This is a genomic window from Rhodococcus pseudokoreensis (assembly GCF_017068395.1).
Taxonomy (GTDB): domain Bacteria; phylum Actinomycetota; class Actinomycetes; order Mycobacteriales; family Mycobacteriaceae; genus Rhodococcus_F; species Rhodococcus_F pseudokoreensis.
Genome location: NZ_CP070619.1, coordinates 3370262 through 3392922, shown reverse-complemented (window position 1 = coordinate 3392922; position 22661 = coordinate 3370262). Strand labels below are relative to the sequence as shown.

Genomic DNA, 22661 nt, shown 5'->3' with positions numbered 1-22661 from the left:
GTATACCCACCGTCCGAGGGTGCTACAGCTAGCGGAGTTCGCGCGGCGAATCGACGTCGCGTCCCGATCCCAGATCGGAGCAGTCGACCGACTCGGCGCCGTGGGCGGCGAGGTACTTCCGTGCGCCGGAGTCCCCGGTGAGGCTGCGTCGCAACGGGAGCCAGTGGTCCCGGCCGATCAGTACCGGGTGGCCCGGGTGTCCGTCGTAGTGGGCCTGGCGCAGCGCCGACCGGGCGTCGCCGGCCGGGGTGTCGCCGGGTACAGCCGCCACCCGCCGGACGGCGTCGGCGCCGAGGTCGGGGAGATCGACGAGGGTGATGACGACGGCGTCGACGTCGTCGAACGTCGCCGCGACCTCCAGTCCGCGACGCAGGGAAGCCGACAGCCCCGACTGCCAGTCGTCCGCGATCCCGACGGTGACGGGGACCCCGTCGGGCAGCAGGTGCTCGGCCTCGTCGGCGCGGGCACCGAGCACCACGACGGTGGGCTCGCATCCGGCCTCCGCCAGCACCCGGACCCCGCGCGCAAGCCACGGTTCCCCGTCCGCGCCGATGACGAGTGCCTTCGGCTTGCCCATGCGCGAACCGGCCCCGGCCGCGAGCAGCACGCCCCCGATCGTCATCGAACTCTCCCCGTCCCGCGCTGCATGCGTCCAAACATACGACGATGCTTCCGTAGACTGGCCGGTGGCCTCGGCAGGCCCAACAGACAGCACGCCCGACAGACGGCACGCCCAATCGGAACGGACGGACGCATGGTGGATCCGAACAGAGTCGGCGAACCTGCCCAGCAGGAGTTCGCGCAGCGATGGGGTGGCGCGGGCAGCATCGTCGACCTCGACGGTCCCGTGCACTGGGTCGAATACGGCGAGGACACCGGGTTCCCGCCGGTGGTCATGGTCCACGGACTCGGCGGCTCGCACCTGAACTGGGTGCGGATCGCACCGGTGCTCGCGGAGCGCACCCGAGTGCTCACCGTCGACCTCCCCGGGTTCGGGCTCAGCCCGTCCGGGCGACGCCGGACGGGGGTCGGCGCCAACGCGACGGTGCTGCACCGCTTCCTGCGCGAGGTCGTCGGTCGTCCCGTGATTCTCATGGGCAACTCGATGGGCGGCATGATCTCGCTGTTCGAGGCGGCGGCGCACCCGGAGACCGTGTCGGCCCTGATCCTGGTCGACCCCGCGCTGCCTGTCGCGCAACGGATCCCGGACCCGCGGATCGCCGCACAGTTCGCGATGTACTTCACCCCGTTCGTGGGTGAGCGGTTCCTGCAGTACTCGAGCCGGAAGATGACGGACCGGCAGTTGGTCGAGCGCACGATCGACCTGTGCTTCGCCGATCCGAGCCGGGCGTCGGAGGATTCCCTGGACGCCGCAACGGCGCTCGTGGGTTATCGCCGCGCACTGCCGTCCGAGGACGCGGCATTCCTTCAGGCCAGCCGCTCCCTGATGCGCGTGCTGGCGCGTCCGCGGCGGTATCTCGACGTCATGCAGTCGATCGCGCAGCCCGTTCTGCTGCTCCACGGCGACCGCGACCGGCTGGTCCCGGTCGCGGCGGCACGCAAGGTGGCGACGGCGAATCCGCGGTGGGACAGCGTGATTCTCTCGGACGTGGGGCACACTCCGCAGCTCGAAGTTCCCGACACGATGCTCGACCGCGTGCTGCCGTGGGTCGACAGGCACGGTCTGATCGACGTCTAGATTTCGGCCGATCCGCCGGTCCCGGCGATCGACTGCGCGAGCGCACGAAACAGGTGGGTCAGTTCGGGCCGCGTCGCGGTTCCGCTCCGGACGACCCCGCATACCGGGATGCGCAGTCGGTCGTGCGCCTCGCGCAGGAAACTCAACCCCCGTCGGGGCGTCGCGTCGGCGGTGTCGGCGTACAGCACCGTCCACGACCGCGGGGTGGTGAGGACGTCGAGGGTGGCCGTGTGGTCGCTCGGGATCGACGGCCCGAGCATCACCCGCTGCCCGACCTGCCGGAATGCGTCCTCGACCACGTTGTGGATCAGGATCTGACTGCTCCGGGGTGGCAGCAGGAGGGGGTAGGGCGCCAGTTCGCTGAGGTCGACGGTCGAGACCCCGGCCAGTGGGTGTTTGCTCGACGTCACGATCACCAGGTCTTCGAGCCCGAATTCCACGGTTTCGAGGCCCGGTCGGTCGACGCCGCCGCGGATGAGCGCGAGGTCGGCGTCGCCCGACGCGACCGCGGTCATCCGGTCGGTGAAATCCTTGATGACGAATTCGATGTCGAGCTGCGGGAAGTCTTCGCGGACAAGCGATATCGCCTCCAGGCTCTGGGTCGCGAAGCTCATGCTCGCGCTGATCCGGAGACGGTTGCGCGGATCGAGTCCCACCGACAGCGCGCGCGCCTCGAGCCCCATCATCTCGGCGGCGATGGGCATCAGTCGTTCGCCCGCCGCGGTGAGCCGGGTGGCACGCGTCGAGCGCTCCAGCAGGGTGGTGCCCAACTCGGTTTCGAGTTTGGCGATCTGATGGCTGATCGCAGACTGCGAGATGAAGCAGCGTTGCGCGGCGCGCGAGAAACTGCCCTCCTCGCCGACCGCGAGAAAATAGCGAAGCTGTCGGAACTCCATGACCTGAGGTTACGTCCTTCGGGGAAGACTTATGAGCGATCGAGATAACACTATTTCGATTTCCCCAGCTTATTGGTAATTGACACCGGTCGATCCCTAATGTGGAGCTCATACGCGGAGCTAAGTAGACGCATTGAAGCAGTAGGAGGTTTTCGGTGGATCGCACACAGGTCGTCATCGTGGGATCGGGATTCGGCGCACTCGCGGCGGCGAAGAAGCTCGGCAAGGCCGGCACGCCGTTCGTGCTGATTTCCGAGACCACCGAGCATCTGTTCCAACCCCTTCTGTACCAGGTCGCGACCGGTGTCATCTCGCCCGGCGAGATCGCCCCGTCCATCCGCGCGATCCTCGCCAAGTACCCCAGCGGCGACGTCCGCCTGGGCCGCGTCGTCGACGTCGACCCGGACAAGAAAGAGGTCGTCTACGAGGCCGGTGGCGTGAGCCACACGATTGGCTACGACAGCCTGATCGCCGCCACGGGCGCCCGGCAGGCCTACTTCGGCCGCGACGAGTTCGCCGAGGTCACGTACGCGCTCAAGACCGTCGCCGACGCCGACCGGCTGCGCAGGCAGATCGTCCGCTGCTTCGAGGAGGCGCACACCACCTCCGACCCGGAGCGCCGCCGCGACCTGCTGCACTTCATCGTGATCGGTGCCGGCCCGACCGGTGTCGAACTCGCAGGCCAGATCAAGGAACTGGCGGGCCGCTACTTCGAGAAGTCGCTCCGCGACGTCACGTCCGAAGACGTCACCGTCACCCTCGTCGAGGGTGCGGGGGAGGCGCTCCCGGTGTTCGGTGGCAAGCTCAGCAAATACACCCAGGATTCGCTCGAAAAGGCCGGTGTCGAGTTGGTGCTCGGCACGATGGTGACCGACATCGACGAGCACGGCGCCACCCTGTCGTCGCCGAGTACCGGATTCGAGAAGCGCCTCACGGCGGACACGATCATCTGGTCGGCCGGCATCCAGGCCAACGACTTCGCGGCAGTGCTCGCGGACCGCACGGGCTGCGAGACCGGGCGCGGCGGCCGTCTGCTCGTCGACGAGGACCTCACGGTGGGTCGCTACGACGACGTCTACGCGATCGGCGACATGGCGTCGCTGAACAACCTGCCTGCGCAGTCGCCGTTCGCGATGCAGGGCGGACGCCACGTCGCGGCCATCATCACCGGGAAACGCGCCCTCGGCACGCCGTTCACGTACCGCGACAAGGGCAGCATGGCGATCATCAACCGGTTCCGGGCCATCACCCGCGTCGGCAAGATCGAGCTGACCGGTGTGCTCGCCTGGTTCCTGTGGCTCGCCGTGCACCTCGTCTACCTGGTCGGATTCCGCAACCGGTACGTCGCGGTGATGTCGTGGTGCGGTTCGTTCCTCGGACACCGCCGCCCGCACTTCCACTACGCCCAGGAGATAGAAACCATCGAGTTGAGCGACCAGCGAGAGGACGCCGCGGCCTAACGTGGTCCCATGACCGTCACCAGCGCTGGAGTACTCCTGTATCGCACCGACGATGCGGGGGTGCTCCAGTTGTGGATCGTGCACATGGGTGGCCCGTTCTGGGCGCGCAAGGACGAGGCCGCGTGGTCGATCCCCAAGGGCGAATACGTCGACGGCGAGGATCCCTACGCGGCCGCGCTGCGGGAGTACGAGGAAGAGATCGGCGCACCGCCGCCCGCAGTAGAGTACGAGTTGCTCGGCGAATTCCGGCAGCCCTCCCGCAAGGTGATCACCGTCTACGCGGCAGAGGTGAGCGAAGACGTCGCTTTCGTCGAGAGCAACACGTTCGACCTGGAATGGCCGCCGCGGTCGGGGAAGATTCAGCAGTTCCCCGAGGTCGACGACGCCCGCTGGTTCCCGGCGGACATCGCCGAGAAGAAGTTGGTCAAGGGCCAGCGTCCCATTGCGCGTCGCGCCCGTGAGTACTTATTAACCCCCCGACGTTAATAAGTACTCACGGGTGCGTCAGCGCACGCCAGACGGCGGCGGGGGTCATCGGGAGCCGCCGCAGCCGGGCGCCGGTGGCGTCCGCGATCGCGTTGGCCAGGGCCGGGGCGACCGGATTGTACGGAGACTCGCTCATCGACTTCGCGCCGTGCGGGCCCAGTTCGTCGTACGTGTCCGCGAAATAGACCTCGGTGTCCGGCACGTCCACGAGCTGCGGGATGTGATAGTTCCGCAGCTGCGGGTTCAGCACGGTGCCGGCGCCGTCGAGCAGGATCTCCTCGTGCAGCGCGCTGCCGATCGCCTGCGCCACGCCGCCCTCGACCTGCCCGCGGCACTGCTGCGGGTTGAGGACCGTGCCCGCATCCGCCGCCTGGATGGACTGCAGGATCCGGACCTCCCCGGTGACGGTGTCGACCGCCACCCGGAAGGCGTGCACGTTGAACACCACCGACCGCGGGGTGCCGTCGTGGTGGCCCTCGGCCCGGAGCGGTCCCTCGGGCACCAGCTTGTCGAGTTCGACGGTCCGCCCGGCGACCACGACCGCGTCGGGTGTGAGCGCGCAGTCGCTGTCCTCGGCGGCGCCCGCGACGCGGCGTGCGACGTCGAACAGCTGCTCCCGCAGCCGGGTTCCGGCGAGATGGACCGCCTTCCCGGCGACGACCGTGCCTGCCGAACCGAATGCTCCGGTGTCGTGCCCGGCGACGTCGGTGTCGGATTGGAGCACCGTGATCCGGTCGGCGGTGGTGCCGAGCGCGGACGCGGCGAGCTGCGCGTGCACGGTGGTGGTGCCGTTCCCGAACTCGGCCGTGCCCACCCGCAGTTCGTACCGGCTGCCCTCGACGAGGGTGCACGACACGTCCGCAAAGTGCCCCCGCGGCGGGATGGTCGCGATCATGGACGCCGCCATGCCCTCGCCGACCCGCCACTGCGGACCGTCCGGCGGTCGCACGTCGTTGCCGCGGCGCAGCGCGGCCTCCGCCAAGTCGAGGCACTGGTCGAGCCCATAGCTGCCGTACGTGAGGTCGCCGTGTTCCACTTCGAAATCGACGAAGTCGTCACCCGGGACGACCACGTTGCGACGACGCAACTCGAACGGATCGATTCCCAGCTCCGCGGCCAGTTGGTCGAGCGCGGACTCTACCGCGAAGATGATCTGCCCCAGCCCGTAGCCGCGGAACGCCCCCGACGGCAGGTTGTTGGTGTAGACGGCCTGGGCGTCCACCCGCTTGTTCGGCGACCGGTACAGCGCAACGGATTCGCTGCAGCCGTGGAACATCACGCCCACCGAATGATTGCCGTACGCACCGGCATCCGAGAGCACGTCGACGGCGAGTGCCGTCAGCGTGCCGTCGCCGTCGGCACCGACCTTCACCGACACCCGCATGGGATGCCTGCAGGGGGCGATCGTGAACTGGTCGGAGCGCGTGAACTCGTACTGCACCGGTCGGCCGGTGCGCAGCACGGCGAGGGCGACGAGATCCTCCACCAGCATCTCCTGCTTCGCGCCGAAGCCGCCCCCGACACGGGCCGTGAACACCCGGACCTGCGCGCGGTCGAGCGAGAACAGGTGGGCGAGTTCGTCGCGGACGAGGAACGGCACCTGGGTGCTGCTGCGGAGGGTGAGTCGACCGTCGGGGTCGAGCCAGCCGATGGCCGAGTGGGTTTCGAGATGTGTGTGCTGAACGCGCTGCGTCTGCCACGTGCCCTCCACCACTGCGCCCGTGTCCCGTGCCGCCGCGAGCCCGGCGGCGAGGTCGCCGGTCTCGCCGTGCACCTCGGCCACCAGATTTCGGGCCGGGTCCGCGATCCGGGACTCGGCGCCCTTGTCGCCGTGCAGCAGCGGTGCGCCCGGGCGGCGCGCGAGGTCGGGGTCGAAGACCGGTTCGAGGACTTCGTACTCCACCTCGATCAACTGCAGTGCGCGCCGGGCGATGTCGACCGAGTCCGCGACCACCGCGGCCACGCGTTGCCCCCGGAACCGCAGGATCGTGTCGAACACATGGGTGTCGTCGGGGTCGTCGGTGCGGAACTCGTGACGCGCGGTGGAGAACGCGACGTCGGGGCTGTCGCGGTGGGTGAGCACCGCGTGGACGCCGGGCAGTCGCTCGGCGGCGGACGTGTCGAGGCGGGTGATGCGGGCGTGCGGATGCGGGCTGCCGAGGATCTGGATGTGCGTCAGCCCGTCGACGGCCAGGTCGAGCGTGTACGGCTCGGCGCCACACACCACCCGGGTGGCCGCGGGCGCGGGAATCGACCGTCCGAACGACTCACCGGCACTGTCCGATTCGGTGGTGCAGACGCCGCCGACGGCGTCGCGGACGGACCGATAGCCGGTGCAGCGGCACAGATTTCCCTTCAGTGCGCGCGGCAGATCGGCACGTTGTCCGGAGTCGAGCGCGGACGCGGTGACCACCATCCCGGGTGTGCAGAACCCGCACTGGAATCCCGCTGCGTCGACGAACTGCTGCTGCACGGGATGAAGCTGGTCGGGACTGCCGAGACCGGCGGCGGTGGTCACCTCGCGGTTCTCCGCGCGATGCGCCGGCACCACACACGAATGCACCGGGGCGCCGTCGAGCAGCACGGAACAGGCGCCGCAATCCCCGGCGTCGCAGCCTTTCTTGACCGCGAACCGCTGCTGTTCCCGCAGGAAGGTGCGCAGGCACTGACCGGGCCGTGCGTCGGCCTCCACCGACTGACCGTCGACCGTCAACTTCATTCCAGCTCCCTCCGGATCTCCTCGGCGAGGACGCCCGTGACATGACGACGCCAGTCCGCGGCGCCGTGCGCGTCCGTCAGGTAGTCGTCGGGGGAGATCCGTTCGGCCAGAACGGCGCTCAACTCGTCGACGCCGGGCACGACGGGGAAGCGCAGGACGAACGGGCGGACGGTCGACGCGGTGACGGTCAGCGTGAATCCGTCCGTGCCGACGCGTCCGGCGAGCAGCGCGCCGGACCGGCCGAGCGGCGAGTACGCGATCTTGCGCAGCGACGTGCGGCCCCGCAACGCGGCGGCGGGGAGGTGGATGCTGCGGATCAGTTCACCGGCCCCCAGCGTCGCGCGGCCCGCCCCGGTGACGAACTGGTCCACCGGAACCCGGCGTTCACCGCCGTCGGGGGTCCAGATCAGGAGTTCGGCGTCGAGCGCGCAGCACAGCGTGATCATCGCGCCGGCAGGCAGTGCCAGCGCGAGGTTGCCGCCGACGGTCGCCGTGTGCCAGATCTTCCATGACGCGACGAGCGACTCGGCGCACGGCCGGAACAGGGTCTTCGCCGTCCACTCGGCGGGAAGCGGTGCGTGGCAGAGATTCTCGATGGTGCACGTCGCGGCGAGTTCGAGTCCGTCGTCGTGGACAGTGATCGCGGGCCAGTCGAGGGTGGCCAGGTCGACCAGCCGGGTGACCCTCGGTTGCGGCTCCGAATACAGCCAGGTGCCGCCCGCCAGGTACGCCGTTCCGGGTTCCGGGGCGGGCAGGTCGTCCCGGCTGCGCGGCGCCGAGACCTCCGTCACGAACGACAGATCCATGGTCTCACCCCGCCTTGCGCACCAGGGCCCGGTGGGCCTGCTCGACCTCCGCGGCGACGTCGTCCTCGTTCACGGTGATCACTCTCCCACGCTCGACGACGGCGCGCCCGTTCACCAGGAGCAACTCCAGCGGCGCGGTGGCCCCGAGGACCAAGGCCGCCACCGGGTCGGTGATGCCGGAATGCGCGAGGGTGTCGACTCGCCACAGCGCGAGGTCGGCGAGTTTGCCGGGTTCGAGGGAGCCGAGTTCGTCGTCCCGGCCGAGCACCCGGGCTCCGCCGATGGTGGCGAGTTCCAGCGCGGTGCGCACCGTCATCTCGCGCGGGCCGCCGCGGGCCCGGGCGAACAGCACGGCGTGGCGGGCCTCCTCGAGCATGTTGCACGCCTCGTTGCTGGCGGCGCCGTCGACACCGAGTCCCAGCGGGACCCCGGCCGCGTGGAGGTCCCGGGCCCGGGCGATCCCGGCGCCGAGGCGGGCATTGGACGTGGGGCAGTGGGCGACACCGGTACGGGTGCCGGCCAGGGTGCTGATCGCGACGTCGTCGAGGTGGACGGCGTGGGCGTACCAGACGTCGGGACCCACCCAGCCGAGTCGCTCCATGTACTGCACCGGGGTGCAGCCGAACCGGTCGAGGCAGAAGTCCTGCTCGTCAACGGTTTCCGCGAGGTGGGTGTGCAGTCGCACGCCGGCGGACCGGGCGAGGGCTGCGGCCTCCGTCAGCAGGTCGGCGGTGACGGAGAACGGGGAGCAGGGCGCCACCGCGACCCTCAGCATCGAGTCGGGCGAAGGGTCGTGCCAGCGGTCGATGACGTCCTGGGTGCCCGTCAGGACGTCGTCGAGACGCTCCACCACCGAGTCGGGTGGCAACCCGCCCTGGCTGTGGCCGAGGTCCATCGACCCCCGGCTGGGGTGGAACCGCAGCCCGACGGTCCGGGCGGCCTCGATCTCGGCGCCGAACACGTCGCCGCCGTCGCGGGGCACGACGTAATGGTGGTCGGTGGTGGTCGTGCACCCGTGTTTCGCCAGCCAGGCGAGACCGCCGGTGGCCGCGGTCCGGACGGCGTCGGCGTCGATGCCCGCCCAGATCGGGTAGAGGGTGGTCAGCCAGCCGAACAGGTTGTCGTCGGCGGCGAGCCCGCGGGTGATCCACTGGTACAGGTGGTGGTGGGTGTTCACCAGCCCGGGTGTCAGCAGGCAGCCGCGTCCGTCGACGACCCGTGCGCCCTCGACCACCGGCGCGCGGCCGGCACCGACGTCGACGATGCGGTTGCCCCGCACGACGACGTAACCGTCCGGATGCTCGGTGCCCGACGTGTCGACCGTGGCGACGTAGGCGCCGGCGACGACGACCGTGCCGGGGGCGTCGGACATCAGCTGAGCCACCCCGCGTACGCGGACCACGCGGGCCCGGGTTCCGGGGCGTCGGAACGCTGCACCGTGGCCTGGATCAGGCCGTACGGGCGGTCGGCGGCGTGGAAGACCTCGTTGTCGTTCTCCACACCGAAACGGGCGAGGTCGTGGGCGAAGTGGTGCTTGTTCGGCGCGGACAGTCGCACTTCCGCGAGCACGGGGTAGCGCTCCAGGATCGCCTTGCCGATCTCGTACAGCGTCTGCTGCAGGGCGAGCGAATGGACGGTCGCGAACGTCGCGACGATCTGCTCCTTGATGCCGGCGTAGACGCTGTTCCAGTCCACGTCGGTGGTGACGAACCGCCACTGCACGACCAGCGACGTCGCCATCACCCGGTCGTGGGTCTCCTCGAGGATCGTGTACTCATCCTTCAGGAATCCGAAGAATTCGCTGCCCGTGGACTTGAGGATCACCAGATCCTTGAGCCCGCCGACCACCCACGTGCCGTCGGCGTCGACGGTGATCGCCGCGGTGCGCACCTCCTCGCCCTTGCGCACCCAGGTGTGGTCGTGTTCCGCTCCGTCGACCACGGCGCGCTGCCACGCGTATTCCTCGATCTCGATGCGGGCGCCTTCGACGGGGGCCACGTCGTCCACGAAGTGCCGTGCCAGCGTCAGCCCGTACTCCTCGATGGAGTCGAGTCCCTTCTCCTTCGCGTAGGAGTACGCCGTCTGCTTCTGGGTGTCGGTGGGCAGCACCGAACTCTGGTCGCCGGCGAGGTGCGCCGCCGAGAAGTCGCCACGCAGGCACGTCGACACGCTCACGTCCCGGATCTCGTGCCGGGGGGTGTCGCGGTAGATCCGCACGATGCGGTTCTCGGCCTTGCCGTACTGGTTGTCGCCCAGAATGATGGCGCCGGTGAGGTCGGTCATCTTCAGCTCCCGCGGTAGGTGGAATAGGCGAACGGGGACAACAGCAACGGGACGTGATACCCCCGCTGAGGGTCGTCGAGGACGAACGTGACGGTCACCTCCGGGTAGAACGTCTCCCGGCCGCGAGCGGCGAAGTAGTCGCCCGTGGCGAAGACCAGCGAATAGGTGGCCGCGGTCAGGCCGTCGGGCGCGAACTCGGCGACGCGGCCGTCCGAATCGGTGGTCGCGCTGGCGAGGACGTCGCCGTCCGGGGACAACAGTCGCACGTGCACCCCGGCGGCGGGTGTGCCGTCGGTGGCGTCGAGTACGTGGGTGCTGAGGATCTTGGACATCAGTGGGCTCCGTCTCCGATCTCGCCGAGAAGGCGGTCCAGGCGCAACCGGTTGATGGCGGCCAGTTCGGTCCGCAGGATCCCGCGTTCCGTCGCGGCGTCGTTGCCGAGGCGCGCGTGCAGCACGTCGAGCAGTTCCTGCGCCGACCGACCCGACGCGCACACCAGGTAGACGTGCCCGAACTTCTGCTCGTACTCCTCGTTACCCGACCGCAGGCGCGCGCGGACGTCGTCGTCGGCGGACGCGACCCCCGACTGTTCGCGCGCGGACGACGGGTTGTCCGCGCGGTCGCCGATTCGCGGATGCCCGGCCAGGGCCGCGTCGACCTCGGACTCGCTCAGGTCGGCCAGCACGGTGTCGGCGGCGGTGTGCAGCGCGTCGGCGGACGGGAACGGCCGGCCGGCGACCATCCGCTGCGCCCACACCGTCGACGCGCAGCACTGCACCAGCAGGTCGACGGCCCGCGCGTTGCTCAGCGCGTTGAACGCGATCAGGCCGGGCGGTTCGGTCATGACGGCTCCTCGCTCGTGCGCCTTTTCGGTACCTCTGGCTACCACAATGGCGCACGGGGCGCAGCGGTTCCGGTCAGCGACCGAAACCCTCGAGCAGTCCGGTGTACTTCTTGGGCAGGGGAGCAGCGAACTCGCCGCGCGCGCCGGTTCGCAGACCGAGCGTCACGAGGGACTGCACCATGAGGGTCGCCGCCGCCACGCCGTCGACCACCGGCACCCCGAGTTCCGCCGAGATGACCGCGCACAGGTCCGCCATGCCCGCGCAGCCCAGCACGATCGCGTCCGAACCGTCCCGGTCGAGGGCGGCGCGGCAGGCCTCGGTGATCACCTTCACCGCGTCGGGGTCGCGGTCGAGGTCGAGGACGGCGATCTCGCACGCGTGCACCCCGAGGCAGAAGCGTTGCATGCCATACCGTTCGGCGAGTTCCCACGCCCGGCCCCGGGTGCGTCCCAGTGTGGTGACGACGCTGAACCCGCGGCCGAGGAAGCTCGCGGTGTGCATGGCCGCCTCGGCGATGCCCAGCACGGGCCCGGATGCCAGTTCCCGGGCCGCGTCGAGGCCCGGATCGCCGAAGCACGCGATCACGTACCCGTCCACGCCGGCCTCCTCGCCGCGCGCGATCTCCTCGAGAAGCCCGGGGACACTGAGTGCTTCGTCGTAGTGACTCTCGATCGAGGCGGGGCCCATCTGCGGGCTCACCGCCTCGACGAGCGTCCCGGGCCCGGCGACGGAGCGGGCGCAGTCGCCGATCTTGTCGGTCATCGCCCGGGTGGTGTTGGGATTGACGATCTTGATGTGCACGTTCCTCGACCTACGCCTCGACCGTTGCGGTGCGGTGCGCGCGACGCGCGCCGGTGGACAGTGCGAAATAGCAGAGGAATCCGATGCCCATGCCCAGGAACCACGAGTACTGGGCGGCACCGGCCATGCCCCACACGTCGAGTCCGAACGGCTGGGCCTTGAGGATCACGGGAACCACCGCGACGAGCGCGCCGACGACGGTGGAGATGATGGCGGCCGGGTTGTAACCCTTTTTGTACCAGTATGTTCCGTCGTGCGACATGGTGAACATGTCGTCGAGGATGATCCGCTGCCTGCGCACCAGGTAGTAGTCCGCGATGAGGATTCCGAACAGCGGCCCGATGAAGGCGCCGAGCGTCTCGAGCGTGTAGTGGATGACCTCCGGGTTGTTGTACAGGTTCCACGGGGTGATCAGGACGGATCCGACGGCGGCGATCATTCCGCCCGTCCGCCAGCTGATGCGCTGCGGGCTGACGTGCGAGAAGTCGAATGCCGGGGACACGAAGTTGGCGACGATGTTGATACCGATGGTGGCGACGATGAAGGTGAGCAGACCGAGAACGACGGCGAACAGGTTGTCCATCTGCGCGACCGTCTCGACCGGATCGGTGATCAGCCGCCCGTACACGGGCAGGGTCGCCGACGCGGTGACGACGGTGAGGATCGAGAAGAACAGGAAGTTCACCGGGAGGCCGAGGAAGTTGCCGCGCTTGACCGCGGCGAACGTCTTTCCGTACCGGGAGAAGTCGCCGAAGTTGAGCATCGGGCCCGAGAAGTACGACACGACAAGGGCGATCGCGCCCAGCACCACGGGGACGGCCGACCAGCCGGTGTAGTTCACCTCGCCGAGGTTCAGGCTGATGTTCGACCACCCGGCCTCGCTGATCAGGTAGATGGCGAGCATCAACATCACGATGTAGACGGCGGGGCCGCAGAAGTCGATGAACTTGCGGATACTTTCCATGCCGCGCCAGAACACCAGCGCCTGCAGCACCCACATCGTCATGAACCCGGCCCAGCCGAGCGCCGACAGTCCGAGGAATCCGTGCTCGTGCACGTCCGCCCAGGGCGCCAGGCCCGGCCAGATCTTCAGTCCGAGGATCACGAACGCGTGCGACGCCAGGTAGGTCTGGATTCCGTACCAGGCCACCGCGATGAGGCCGCGGATGACGGCAGGGACGTTCGCCCCCAGGACGCCGAAGGCGCTGCGGCACATGACCGGGTAGGGGACACCGGTGACCTGGCTGGGCTTGGCCACCAGGTTCGCGAACACGTTGACGATCGCGATGCCGACCACCAGGGCGACGAGGACCTGCCAGCTGGTCAGCCCGAGCGCGAACAGGCTGCCCGCGGTGACGTACCCGCCGACGCTGTGCACGTCGGACATCCAGAACGCGAAGATGTTGTACGACGACCACGACTGGGTCTTCAGCGGCGCGAGATCGTCGTTGGTCAGTCGCGGGTGATAGCCGGGTTTGATCAGCCCGGCGCCGGCCAGGTGTGCACCGGGGACGGTTTCCCCTTCGGAGGAGGAGGGCGCTGTCTGAGTCATCGTTTTGCTCCCTGGTGCAGTCCGGAGACGACTGCTTCGACGTGAGGGTGCCTCGGTGAAAAGCACACCACCGAAGCGCTGGGAGCAAAAGTAGTTTTCGGATATTTCCTGACTGTGACGGCGAAGATATATTCTCGCGGGCGCCGATCGGGCCCAGAATATATCTTGCCGAACGGCCTACCCGGGCGTGTCCCGGAAGATTCCGGTGTCCGTGGGCAGGGCCGCGATCACCGTGTCGAGTTGTTCGTTGTGCCGATCGGTGGCCGCCTTCAGCGCCGCGGCGTCCCGGGCGAGGAATGCCGCGAGCATGTCGCGGTGCCCGAGGTGCAGCCGCAGCCGCTCCGGGGTGTCGACCTGCGACATCGGCTGCACGGGCTCGGTGATGTTCCACGCCGCCTCGAACATGTGCAGCAGCCGCTGCATCCGGCACGGCGACGCCAGGGCGAGGTGGAAGTTGCGACTTTCCCGGTGGTACGCGGTCAGGTCGTCCTCGAGAACGGAGCGGTCGAGCGCCGCGTACGTCTCGCGGGCCCTCGTGTCGTCGGCCTCGTCGGCGAGGGTGATGGCCACCGAGTGCGCCGCCGACTCGAGGACGCCCCGCACCAGGTAGAGCTCTTCGAGTTCGTCGACGGTCAGCCGGGCGACGGTGTACCCGGCGTTGGCCCGGTGATCGACGAGACCCTCACCGATCAGCGTCTTCAGCGACTCCCGGATCGGGATGCGGCTGACACCGAAGTGCTCGGCCACCTCGTCCACCGGGATCGGGGTGCCCGGCGGGGCGCCGCCGCTGAGGATCACCCGGCGCAGTTCCTCCAGGATCACCGTCTGCGAGCTGCCGGGATCCCGGTTGGCCAGGTTCGTGACCAGCAGAGACGGTCTTCGCGGGGGCATCGGACCGTCCTCAGGCGGGGTGGACGGCGCGCCAGTGGCGGGCGATCTCGATGCGCCGGGCGACCCAGACGTCGTCGTGGGACTGCACGTGGTCGAGGAACCGCTCCAGCGCCGCGGTGCGGGCGGGCCTGCCGACGATGCGGCAGTGCAGGCCTACGGACAGCATCTTCGGCGCCCCGGCCGTGCCCTCCGCGTACAGGACGTCGAACGCGTCCCGCAGGTGCGCGAAGAACTGCTCGCCGCTCGGGAAACCGCCGGGGGACGCGAACCGCATGTCGTTGGTGTCGAGGGTGTACGGCACCACCAGGTGATCGACGAGACCCTTGCCGGGGGCGTCGACCTTCACCCAGTACGGCAGGTCGTCGGCGTACGAATCGGAGTCGTACTCGAAGCCGCCGTGCTCGACCACCAGTTGCCGGGTGACCGGGGAGTCGCGGCCGGTATACCAGCCCAGCGGCGCCTCGCCGGTGAGGTCCCGCAGGATGTCCACGGCCTCGGCCAGGTCCCGGCGTTCGGCGTCCTCGTCGGACAGCTGGTACGACTTCCACCACAGACCGTGGCAGGCGATCTCGTGACCGAGTTCGCGAAAGGCACTGACGGCCTCCGGGTTCCGCTGCATGGCCTTGGCCACCGCGAAGATGGTGAGCGGCAGCCCGCGCCGCTCGAACGCCCGGAGCACCCGCCACAGTCCGGCGCGGGAACCGTACTCGTAGATCGATTCCATGCTCATGTGCCGGTTCGGGAACGGCTGCGCACCGACCATCTCGGACAGGAACGTCTCCGACGCCTCATCGCCGTGGAGGACGTTGTTCTCGGCGCCCTCCTCGTAGTTGAGGACGAACTGGACGGCGATCTTCGCCCCGCCCGGCCACTGCGGATCGGGCGGGTGCGGCCCGTATCCGACCAGGTCACGGGGGTAGCTGGAGTCGAAACCGTGAGTCATGCCGTCAACCCTGCCCGACCCGCGCCGGTCAGGGAACCCCACAACCGCAACCGCGCCATGCCGCCGTCCGGGAAGATGTCGAGCCGGGCCTCCGTGACGGGCCGGTCGCTGTCGATGACGAAGCGGTGCCTCGTGTCGGGTTGCAGGCGCGTCCGCGGGAGCAGTTCCGTCCACTCGCCGTCGCCGTCCCGGCCGAGGAGGCTCGCCTCACCGGGGGCATTGCCGAGGAAGTAGGAGGTGTCGAGTTCGGCCAGCGACACCGTGCCCTGGGCGGCGAGCCGGATCTCGACCCAGTCGTTGCCGTCGTCGCGGCGGCGGGACGTCTCCCAGCCGTCGCCCATCACCCGGGCCAGACCGGGAAGCAGCATGTTCTGCGGCGATCCGTAGAACATGTTGGAACAGGACGTGACTCGGGCGCCGTTCTCGAGGGCCGCGAGATCGACGGGGCCCGCGTCGAGGAAACGGGGGTCGGGACGGCCCTCGCCGTGCACCCGGAGCCGGGCGACACCGCCGTCCGGGTGCATCGTGAGCTTCACGTGCGTCCACCGTTCGCCGGAGTCGACCGCGAACGGATTCTCGGTGTCCCCCTGAACGGGGCTGCGCTCGACGATCGTGGTCCAGTCGGCGCCGACCAGTTCCTCGGCGGACGGGTAGCCGTCGACGGACGCAGCCTGCACGGAGATTTCCGGCGGGTAGTTTCCCTTGAACCAGGCGGTGTCGACCACGACGCCGCGCACCACGCCGGGAACTCCGAGCCGGACGATCGCCTCGTCCGTGCCCGTCACGCGTCGCCGCCGGGTCTCCCAGCCGTCGTACACCTGACCCTTGTGCCCGAACGTCGCCGGCTGGTACTCGGCGGCCGTCGGGCGGATGAGATTCTCCCGCTCGGCGAACAGCTCGTCGTTGGCCCACACGACGGCGCCGCCGAGTGTGCGTACGGCCAGGTCCGGCAGACTCCGGAAGCTGGGCGGGGTCAAAGCGTTCGGGGTCACGGGTGCTGCTACCTCCTGATCGGGCGTGGGCCAAGTGTAGGACCTCGGCGGGGGTGGTGCGGGTGGTCCTCGTGGCCGGGGAGGCGGTCAGATCTCCGGAACCACCGCCCGGGTGAGGAGGTCGCGGAGCGTTTCCACCGTGCATCCCGGGGCCTGCGCGCGGACCGCATCCTCGTCGAACGCGCCGCACGCCAGCCCCCGCAGCACCACCGTCGCGAGGGCCTGCGCGGTGGCCGGTTCGTCCATCACCCCGCCGCCCTGGCGGTCGAGGTAGGCCTGCAGGCGGGTGGCCGCGGCGGGCAGCGCGTCGCGGTAGAAGTCGAACGTCGCGAGCCAGCGGGTGATCAGATGCCCGGGATGCATGTCCCATCCCTGGTAGTACCCGCGTTCGAGCGACCGGGTGACGAGCCGGTAGTGCCGGGCCAGCGCCGCGCGGATCTCCTCGTCGCTGCCCTGCGGGACCACCTGGGTGGACCCGTCACACACCCACACCCCGGTCTGGGCCGCCGCCACCAGCATCACGGACTTGGCGTGGTCGGCCACCGGGTGCTCGAGCGACTGGAACCGGGAGGCGATTCCGCAGGCCGCGCTGTAGTCGTAAGTGCCGTAGTGCAATCCGGTGCAGCGTCCCTCGGCGAGCTGGATCGCCTTCGCGACGGTCACGGTGCCGTCCGGCCCGAGGACGGCCTGCGGGCTCTCGATCTGCAACTCGAAGCGCAGCGACCCGTCGGGGAGCCCGTACGCGCTCTCCAGTTCCTCACACAACGCGACGACGGAGGTGACCTGCTGGGCCGCACGCAGTTTCGGCACGGTGAACACGAAGCCGTCGGGAACCCCACCCGCGCCTTCGAGGACGAGTTCGAGCGTGCGGATGCCGCGACGGCGTTCGTGCGGCGCCAGGCCCTTCGCGCGGATCCCCAGCGACCGCGGCCCGGACAGGTCGGACGAGAGCTGTCGCAGCGTGCGACCCGTCTCCAGTGCGGCGGCGTCCTCGACGTCGTCGCTCCGCCAGCCGTAGCCGTCCTCGAAGTCGATCCGCAGATCCTGGATCGGACTGCGCTCCAGCGTCGCGCGCACGTCGGGAAGTGCACCGGTCGTGCCGATTTCGGACAGCGCCTCGGTGAACCTGTCCAGCAGTTCGACAGCCTGATCACCCCACACCCTCGGGGTGTCCGGGCCGGCGTCCGCCGCGCTCACGTAGACGGTGTGGATGGGCTGCGGTTGCTGCCGATCACCCGGATACGCCGCCGCGAGGTCGTCGTCGACGGGCGCGAGGAGTGCGTCGACGCGATCGAAACCGCTGTCGGGGAGACGGCTGAGGTACTGGGGGTTCACGTCACGATCTTCCCAGAAATGCGGGGTTCTCGTCGCCTGGTCTGCCGCGTTCGCGCCGTCGCGTCGCACAGTCTCCCTGCTCACATCCGCTTGTCGCCCGAGACCCTCCGTTCGTAGTGTCTCCTTCCGTGGATGTAGAGGTTCTGCTGGACGACGCGCAGCGCTCGGCGGCGGCCGTCCTGGACGAGACCGCCGACGGCCTGGTGCAGGGGAGACCCGGGGTTCGCGGCGTGTACCTGTGGGGGCCCGTCGGACGTGGCAAGACCTGGCTGATGGACCGCTTCCACGGTGCCGCCGAGGTCCCGAAACGGCGGGTGCACTTTCACTCGTTCTTCCGAAGCCTCCACGCCGACGCGCACACGCTGGGGTCCATCGACCTCGCGATCGACGCGGCGCTGGGCGACGTCCGGTTGCTGTGCTTCGACGAGTTCCACCTCCACGACGTCGGGGACGCGATGCTGGTGGCGCGCCTGCTGAAGGCACTGTTCGCCCGCAGTATCACGCTGGTGGTGACGTCGAATTATCCGCCCGAAGGCCTGCTGCCCAACCCGCTGTTCCACCACCTGTTCGAGCCGGCGATCACCGTGCTGGAGCAGAATCTGACCGTCGTGCGGGTGGCCGGTCCCGTCGACTACCGCACCGTGGGAGCGCCGGACGCCGGATTCGCTGCGGGCCGGTTCGTCCACGCGACCGCAATCGAGGGTCCGTCCGAGCGGGTCGCCCTGACCGTCGGCACGCGCACCGTGACGGCAGCGGCGGTACGCGACCGAACGGTCTGGTTCGAGTTCGCGGCGCTGTGCGGCACCCCGACCGCGCCCGCCGACTACCTCGACCTGTCCGAGCGGTTCGGCTGCTGGGTGATCACCGGTGTGCCCCGACTGCGTGAGGCCGGCACGGACACCGTGCGGCGGTTCGCGAACGTCGTCGACGTGCTGTACGACCGCGGCACCGCGCTGACCGTCGTGGCGGACGCGCCGTGGGAGGACATGTTCACCGGACTCGCGGGCACCCTCGACGTCGACCGCCTGGTGAGCCGGTTGTCAACACTGAGCCGGTGACCGCCGAGGCAGACCCGAAGATCTGCCCCGGCGGTGGATCGATCAGACGTACCGGCTGTACGCGGGCAGGTCCAGCTGGCCGTTGCCGGACAGTCCGATGACCACGACCTCCGGTTCGGTGACCGTGCGGGCGTGCGCGATGGCCGCGGCCACACCGTGCGTGGATTCCGGCGCGGGGATGATGCCCTCGGCGCGGGCGAACAGCAGGCCCGCGGTGAGTGCGTCGTCCTGTTCGATCGCGGTCGCCTCCATCAGTCCGAGCGCGACGGCGTGCGAAACCATCGGCGACATGCCGTGGTACCGCAGACCACCCGCGTGAATTGCAGGCGGAACGAAGTCGTTGCCCAGCGTGTACATCTTCAACAGCGGCGTCAGGCCCGCGACGTCGCCGAAGTCGTAGCGGTACTCGCCCTGCGTGAGCGACGGGCAGGCCGCCGGCTCGCATGCGACGAGGCGGGTGCTGGTGCCCTCGCGCAGGTTGCGGCCGAGGAACGGGAAGGTCAGGCCCGCGAGGTTGGAACCGCCTCCAGCGCAACCGAACACCGTGTGCGCGACCGGCTCGCCCGCCTCCTCCAGTTGGGTCATCGCCTCCTGGCCGATCACGGTCTGGTGGAGCATGACGTGGTTGAGGACACTGCCCAGTGAGTAGTGCGCCCGCGGATCCTTGGCGGCCACCTCGACGGCCTCGCTGATCGCCATCCCCAGCGAACCCGTCGTGTCGGGGTGCTCGGCGAGAATCGCCCGGCCGGCCTCGGTGAGGTCGGACGGCGACGGATGACAGATGCCGCCATAGGCCTCCATCTGGAGTCGGCGGTACGGCTTCGCGTCGTAGGACGCGCGAACCTGCCACACCTCGACGTCGAGACCGAGCAGCGCGCCGGCGAACGACAGCGACGCGCCCCACTGGCCGGCGCCGGTCTCGGTGGTGAGCTTGGTGGTGCCCTCGAGGGCGTTGTAGTAGGCCTGCGCCACAGCCGTATTCGGCTTGTGCGAGCCGACCGGGCTCACACCCTCGTACTTGTAATAGATCCGCGCCGGCGTGCCGAGCACCCGCTCCAGCCGGTGCGCCCGCACCAGCGGCGACGGACGCCACATGCCGTAGATCTCCCGAACCGTCTCGGGGATCTCGATGTAGCGGTCGGTCGCGACCTCCTGCTCGATCAGGCTCGCCGGAAACAGCGGCGCCAGGTCCTCCGGTCCCAGCGGCTCCCGCGTACCCGGATGCAGATGCGGCGGAACGGGTTCCGGAAGATCCGCCGCCAGGTTGTACCAATGCGTGGGGACGGCCGAGGGAACCGCAACCCCCAGAGGTTCCAGTGAACGAGCCAGTTCGGCTCCGGTTACCGGGGACATGGTCAAGTAACTCTCCTTCGTCGATGGATGCGTCCGGAACATGCTGCGCCGTCCGCCGCCGTGAACGAGTGATTTTCACGGTCTCCGCGTGTCACGATGGAGGGGCAACTCGGGAGTGAGGATGCCGGACCGTCGCGTGATGAGCAGGGTCGTCCACACGGTCGCCCTGCTGGCGGCCGTCGTGACGGTCACCCTTGTGGTCAGGGCGGTCCCCGCGCCCGACACCCCGGCCACGACGGCGGAGCCGGGTGCGGGAGCGACTCGCGCGTTGGTCGTCCTCTCGGCGATCGCTGTCGTCGTCGCGGCCGTGGCGCTCGCGTCAGCCGTGCGCGGCGGACGGCCCCGGGTCGCCCCCGACCCGCCGACGGTCGGGCCGACCGGGAACACCGGGTCCTCGGTCTCGCGCCGGCACGTGGTCGGGTGGGCGGTGTTCGCCTGCCTTCTCGTCGCGGCGGCGTTTCTCCTCGGATCCGTCCGCGGCGACGAACCCCTCGACCGTCAGCGGTCGACGACGACCCAGGCCGCCGACGAGAGGGCCGACCGCACCGACGGGGTGGCGCCCGGCGAGACCGTCCCGCCGCCCGACACGGTCGCCGAGGCACGCGAGGACCTCGCGGAATTATGGACCGCGGCAGCGATTGTCGGACCGATCCTGGTGACGGTGCTGATCCTCGGTGGCGTCGCGCGGCGTCCCCTCCGGTCCCGGGTCGGCGCCTGGACCGCGGCGAGTTCCCCCGACGCTCCGGCAGGCGCGCAGTCGTTGGCCCGGGCCGCGGAGGAAGGTCTCGCCGTGGTCGTGGCCCCCAATCTGCCGCCGCGCGAAGCCATCATCGCCAGTTACGCCGCGATGGAGGACGCTTTGCGGACGGCGCCGGGCGCCGAGCCGCGGGATTCGGACACGCCGTCCGAAGTGCTGGCTCGCGCAGTGCAACTCGGGGCGCTGCGCTTCGAGGCGGCGGCACCGCTGGTGCGGCTGTTCTCCGAGGCGCGGTTCAGCCTGCATCCGATGGGCGAACACCACCGTGACGAGGCCGCGGACCTGCTCCGGCGCGTGCTCGACGACCTGGGGAGCGACGCATGCTCGCCGTCGCCGTAATCGGTGTCGCAGCGGTACTGGCCGTGGAGGTCCCGCTGGTGGCCGCGGGCCGGTACGGCACCGCCGTGCTGATCGCCGGAGCGGTGACCGCACTGGTACTCTTCGAGATTCGGCGACGGATGGCACCCGCAGACGTCGACGACGAGACGTCGGGCCTGGAAGCGGAACGGGCCGAGGCGACGGCCCGCTGGATGGCGCGGACGGAATCGTTGATCAGCTGGGCCGACGGTACGCGCGGCGACTGGGACCACCATCTGCGTCCGCTGCTGGCGCGCGAATTCCAGCAGTCCACCGGACAGCGGCAGGGACTCGATCCCGCCGACACCGCCGCGGCGGGTGAAGTGTTTTTCGGCGACCTGTGGCGGTGGGTCGACCCGGACGGCGTCCAACGCGTCGACAGGACGGAGCCCGGTCCGGGCCGGGACGTCCTCGACCGGATCCTGCAACGACTGGAGCAACTGTGACGATGCCCGCCGAGGTCACCACCGCGCGCGCCCACGCCGTGCTGGCAGAGGTCGAACGCGCGGTGGTCGGCAAGCACGACGAACTCACGTCGATCCTGCTCGCCGTGCTCGCGGGCGGGCACGTGCTCATCGAGGATCTGCCCGGACTCGGAAAGACGTTGGTGGCACGCTCTTTCGCCGCGGCTCTCGGGCTCGACTTCACACGCGTCCAGTTCACCCCCGACCTGCTGCCCGCCGACCTGCTCGGCGCCACCATCTACGACATGCCGTCGGGACGGTTCGAGTTCCGTCCGGGCCCGATCTTCACCAACCTGCTCCTCGCCGACGAGATCAACCGCACCCCGCCCAAGACCCAGGCGGCGCTGCTCGAGGCCATGGCCGAGGGGCAGGTCAGCGTCGACGGCACCACCCGGATCCTGCCGCGTCCCTTCGTCGTGCTCGCCACCGACAACCCCATCGAATACGAGGGCACCTACCCGCTGCCCGAGGCGCAGCTGGACCGGTTCACGCTTCGGCTGAGACTGGGGTACCTCACCGAGACCGACGAGCACGAGATGCTGCGCCGACGGCTGGACAGGGGATCCGCCGCCGTCGTCGTCCACCAGGTGGTCGATGCCGCCGACCTCCTGGCGATGCGGGAATCGCTCGAGCAGGTGAGTGTTCATCACGACGTCCTCGGGTACGTCGTCGCACTCGCGAACGCCACCCGGCATCACCCGCAGGTCGAGGTCGGGGCCAGCCCCCGCGCGGAACTCGACCTCGTCCAGCTGGCGCGGGCACGCGCCCTGCTCGCGGGCAGGGACTTCGTCATTCCCGAGGACATCAAGGCGCTGGCCGTACCGGCTGTCGCGCATCGCATCAGCCTGCGGCCGGAGATGTGGGTGCGCCGCATCCGCAGCGACGACGTCCTCGCCGAACTGCTGCGCCGACTCCCCGCGCCGAGGGCACGATGACGCGGGGGCACGATGACGCCGAGGGAACG

The 22661-nt window shown here is 69.6% G+C and carries 22 protein-coding genes; 7 read left to right on the top strand and 15 right to left on the bottom strand.

Annotated elements, in window-relative coordinates; translation table 11 throughout:
• Window positions 1-28 precede the first annotated feature (28 nt).
• The gene (locus JWS13_RS20595) at window positions 29-622 is read right to left on the bottom strand and encodes a nucleotidyltransferase family protein (RefSeq protein WP_206007275.1); all 594 of its coding nucleotides are present in this window, start codon (window positions 620-622) and stop codon (window positions 29-31) included.
• Between the two features lie 132 nt (window positions 623-754).
• On the opposite strand from JWS13_RS20595, the gene JWS13_RS20590 reads away from it, so the two are divergent.
• The gene (locus JWS13_RS20590) at window positions 755-1699 is read left to right on the top strand and encodes an alpha/beta fold hydrolase (RefSeq protein ID WP_206007274.1); all 945 of its coding nucleotides are present in this window, start codon (window positions 755-757) and stop codon (window positions 1697-1699) included.
• Here the strand turns inward: JWS13_RS20590 and JWS13_RS20585 are convergent.
• Entirely contained in the window at window positions 1696-2595 is a 900-nt protein-coding gene (locus JWS13_RS20585; RefSeq protein ID WP_206007273.1) for a LysR family transcriptional regulator, read from the bottom strand. The genes JWS13_RS20590 and JWS13_RS20585 overlap by 4 nt on opposite strands.
• Window positions 2596-2750: 155 nt before the next feature.
• Here JWS13_RS20585 and JWS13_RS20580 point away from each other — a divergent pair, with 155 nt between their 5' ends.
• Both JWS13_RS20580 and JWS13_RS20575 read left to right on the top strand, forming a co-directional pair.
• Complete coding sequence (locus tag JWS13_RS20580; RefSeq protein ID WP_124396280.1) at window positions 2751-4055, top strand: NAD(P)/FAD-dependent oxidoreductase; 1305 nt, start codon at window positions 2751-2753, stop codon at window positions 4053-4055.
• A 9-nt stretch (window positions 4056-4064) separates the two neighbouring features.
• Window positions 4065-4541: an NUDIX hydrolase gene (locus JWS13_RS20575; RefSeq protein WP_206007272.1), complete on the top strand. Its 477-nt coding sequence runs from the start codon at window positions 4065-4067 to the stop codon at window positions 4539-4541.
• 7 nt (window positions 4542-4548) lie between these two features.
• Here the strand turns inward: JWS13_RS20575 and JWS13_RS20570 are convergent, their stop codons facing one another.
• The 12 genes from JWS13_RS20570 to JWS13_RS20515 form a co-directional block, all read right to left on the bottom strand.
• Entirely contained in the window at window positions 4549-7260 is a 2712-nt protein-coding gene (locus JWS13_RS20570; protein WP_206007271.1) for a molybdopterin-dependent oxidoreductase, read from the bottom strand.
• Entirely contained in the window at window positions 7257-8066 is an 810-nt protein-coding gene (locus tag JWS13_RS20565; protein WP_206007270.1) for an FAD binding domain-containing protein, read from the bottom strand. Before JWS13_RS20565 ends, JWS13_RS20570 begins: the two co-directional genes overlap by 4 nt.
• Window positions 8067-8070: 4 nt before the next feature.
• Window positions 8071-9438, bottom strand: coding sequence for an 8-oxoguanine deaminase (locus JWS13_RS20560; protein WP_206007269.1), 1368 nt, complete (start codon window positions 9436-9438; stop codon window positions 8071-8073).
• A complete protein-coding gene (gene pucL / locus JWS13_RS20555) occupies window positions 9438-10349 on the bottom strand; it encodes a factor-independent urate hydroxylase (protein WP_206007268.1) in 912 nt (303 codons plus the stop codon). The genes JWS13_RS20560 and pucL overlap by 1 nt, the downstream gene beginning before the upstream one ends.
• A 2-nt stretch (window positions 10350-10351) precedes the next feature.
• On the bottom strand, window positions 10352-10681 hold the full coding sequence (uraH, locus tag JWS13_RS20550) for a hydroxyisourate hydrolase (RefSeq protein ID WP_206007267.1): 330 nt from the start codon (window positions 10679-10681) through the stop codon (window positions 10352-10354).
• Entirely contained in the window at window positions 10681-11193 is a 513-nt protein-coding gene (gene uraD / locus JWS13_RS20545) for a 2-oxo-4-hydroxy-4-carboxy-5-ureidoimidazoline decarboxylase (RefSeq protein ID WP_206007266.1), read from the bottom strand. Before uraD ends, uraH begins: the two co-directional genes overlap by 1 nt.
• A gap of 73 nt (window positions 11194-11266) precedes the next feature.
• Window positions 11267-11995 carry an aspartate/glutamate racemase family protein gene (locus JWS13_RS20540; RefSeq protein ID WP_206007265.1) on the bottom strand — a complete coding sequence of 243 codons (729 nt, stop codon included), beginning with the start codon at window positions 11993-11995 and terminating at the stop codon, window positions 11267-11269.
• A gap of 10 nt (window positions 11996-12005) precedes the next feature.
• A complete protein-coding gene (locus JWS13_RS20535; RefSeq protein ID WP_206007264.1) occupies window positions 12006-13547 on the bottom strand; it encodes an NCS1 family nucleobase:cation symporter-1 in 1542 nt (513 codons plus the stop codon).
• A gap of 177 nt (window positions 13548-13724) precedes the next feature.
• On the bottom strand, window positions 13725-14438 hold the full coding sequence (locus tag JWS13_RS20530) for a GntR family transcriptional regulator (RefSeq protein WP_072939418.1): 714 nt from the start codon (window positions 14436-14438) through the stop codon (window positions 13725-13727).
• 10 nt (window positions 14439-14448) lie between these two features.
• On the bottom strand, window positions 14449-15381 hold the full coding sequence (gene puuE, locus JWS13_RS20525; protein WP_206007263.1) for an allantoinase PuuE: 933 nt from the start codon (window positions 15379-15381) through the stop codon (window positions 14449-14451).
• Entirely contained in the window at window positions 15378-16373 is a 996-nt protein-coding gene (alc, locus tag JWS13_RS20520; protein ID WP_206007262.1) for an allantoicase, read from the bottom strand. Before alc ends, puuE begins: the two co-directional genes overlap by 4 nt.
• A gap of 87 nt (window positions 16374-16460) precedes the next feature.
• Entirely contained in the window at window positions 16461-17708 is a 1248-nt protein-coding gene (locus tag JWS13_RS20515) for a DUF6986 family protein (RefSeq protein WP_206007261.1), read from the bottom strand.
• Between the two features lie 146 nt (window positions 17709-17854).
• On the opposite strand from JWS13_RS20515, the gene zapE reads away from it, so the two are divergent.
• Window positions 17855-18766: a cell division protein ZapE gene (gene zapE / locus JWS13_RS20510; RefSeq protein ID WP_206011672.1), complete on the top strand. Its 912-nt coding sequence runs from the start codon at window positions 17855-17857 to the stop codon at window positions 18764-18766.
• Window positions 18767-18808: 42 nt separating this feature from the next.
• Here zapE and JWS13_RS20505 read toward each other — a convergent pair whose 3' ends face one another.
• Window positions 18809-20119, bottom strand: a complete 1311-nt coding sequence (locus JWS13_RS20505; RefSeq protein ID WP_420855052.1) for a TrpB-like pyridoxal phosphate-dependent enzyme — start codon at window positions 20117-20119, stop codon at window positions 18809-18811.
• Between the two features lie 121 nt (window positions 20120-20240).
• Between JWS13_RS20505 and JWS13_RS20500 the strand changes: the two genes are divergently transcribed.
• The 3 genes from JWS13_RS20500 to JWS13_RS20490 are packed head-to-tail and all read left to right on the top strand — an operon-like array spanning window position 20241 to window position 22632.
• Window positions 20241-21215 (top strand): DUF4129 domain-containing protein, encoded by a 975-nt coding sequence (locus JWS13_RS20500; protein ID WP_206007259.1) that lies wholly within the window; start codon window positions 20241-20243, stop codon window positions 21213-21215.
• Complete coding sequence (locus tag JWS13_RS20495; protein WP_206007258.1) at window positions 21197-21679, top strand: hypothetical protein; 483 nt, start codon at window positions 21197-21199, stop codon at window positions 21677-21679. The genes JWS13_RS20500 and JWS13_RS20495 overlap by 19 nt, the downstream gene beginning before the upstream one ends.
• The gene (locus tag JWS13_RS20490) at window positions 21676-22632 is read left to right on the top strand and encodes an AAA family ATPase (protein WP_206007257.1); all 957 of its coding nucleotides are present in this window, start codon (window positions 21676-21678) and stop codon (window positions 22630-22632) included. The genes JWS13_RS20495 and JWS13_RS20490 overlap by 4 nt, the downstream gene beginning before the upstream one ends.
• Window positions 22633-22661 lie beyond the last annotated feature (29 nt).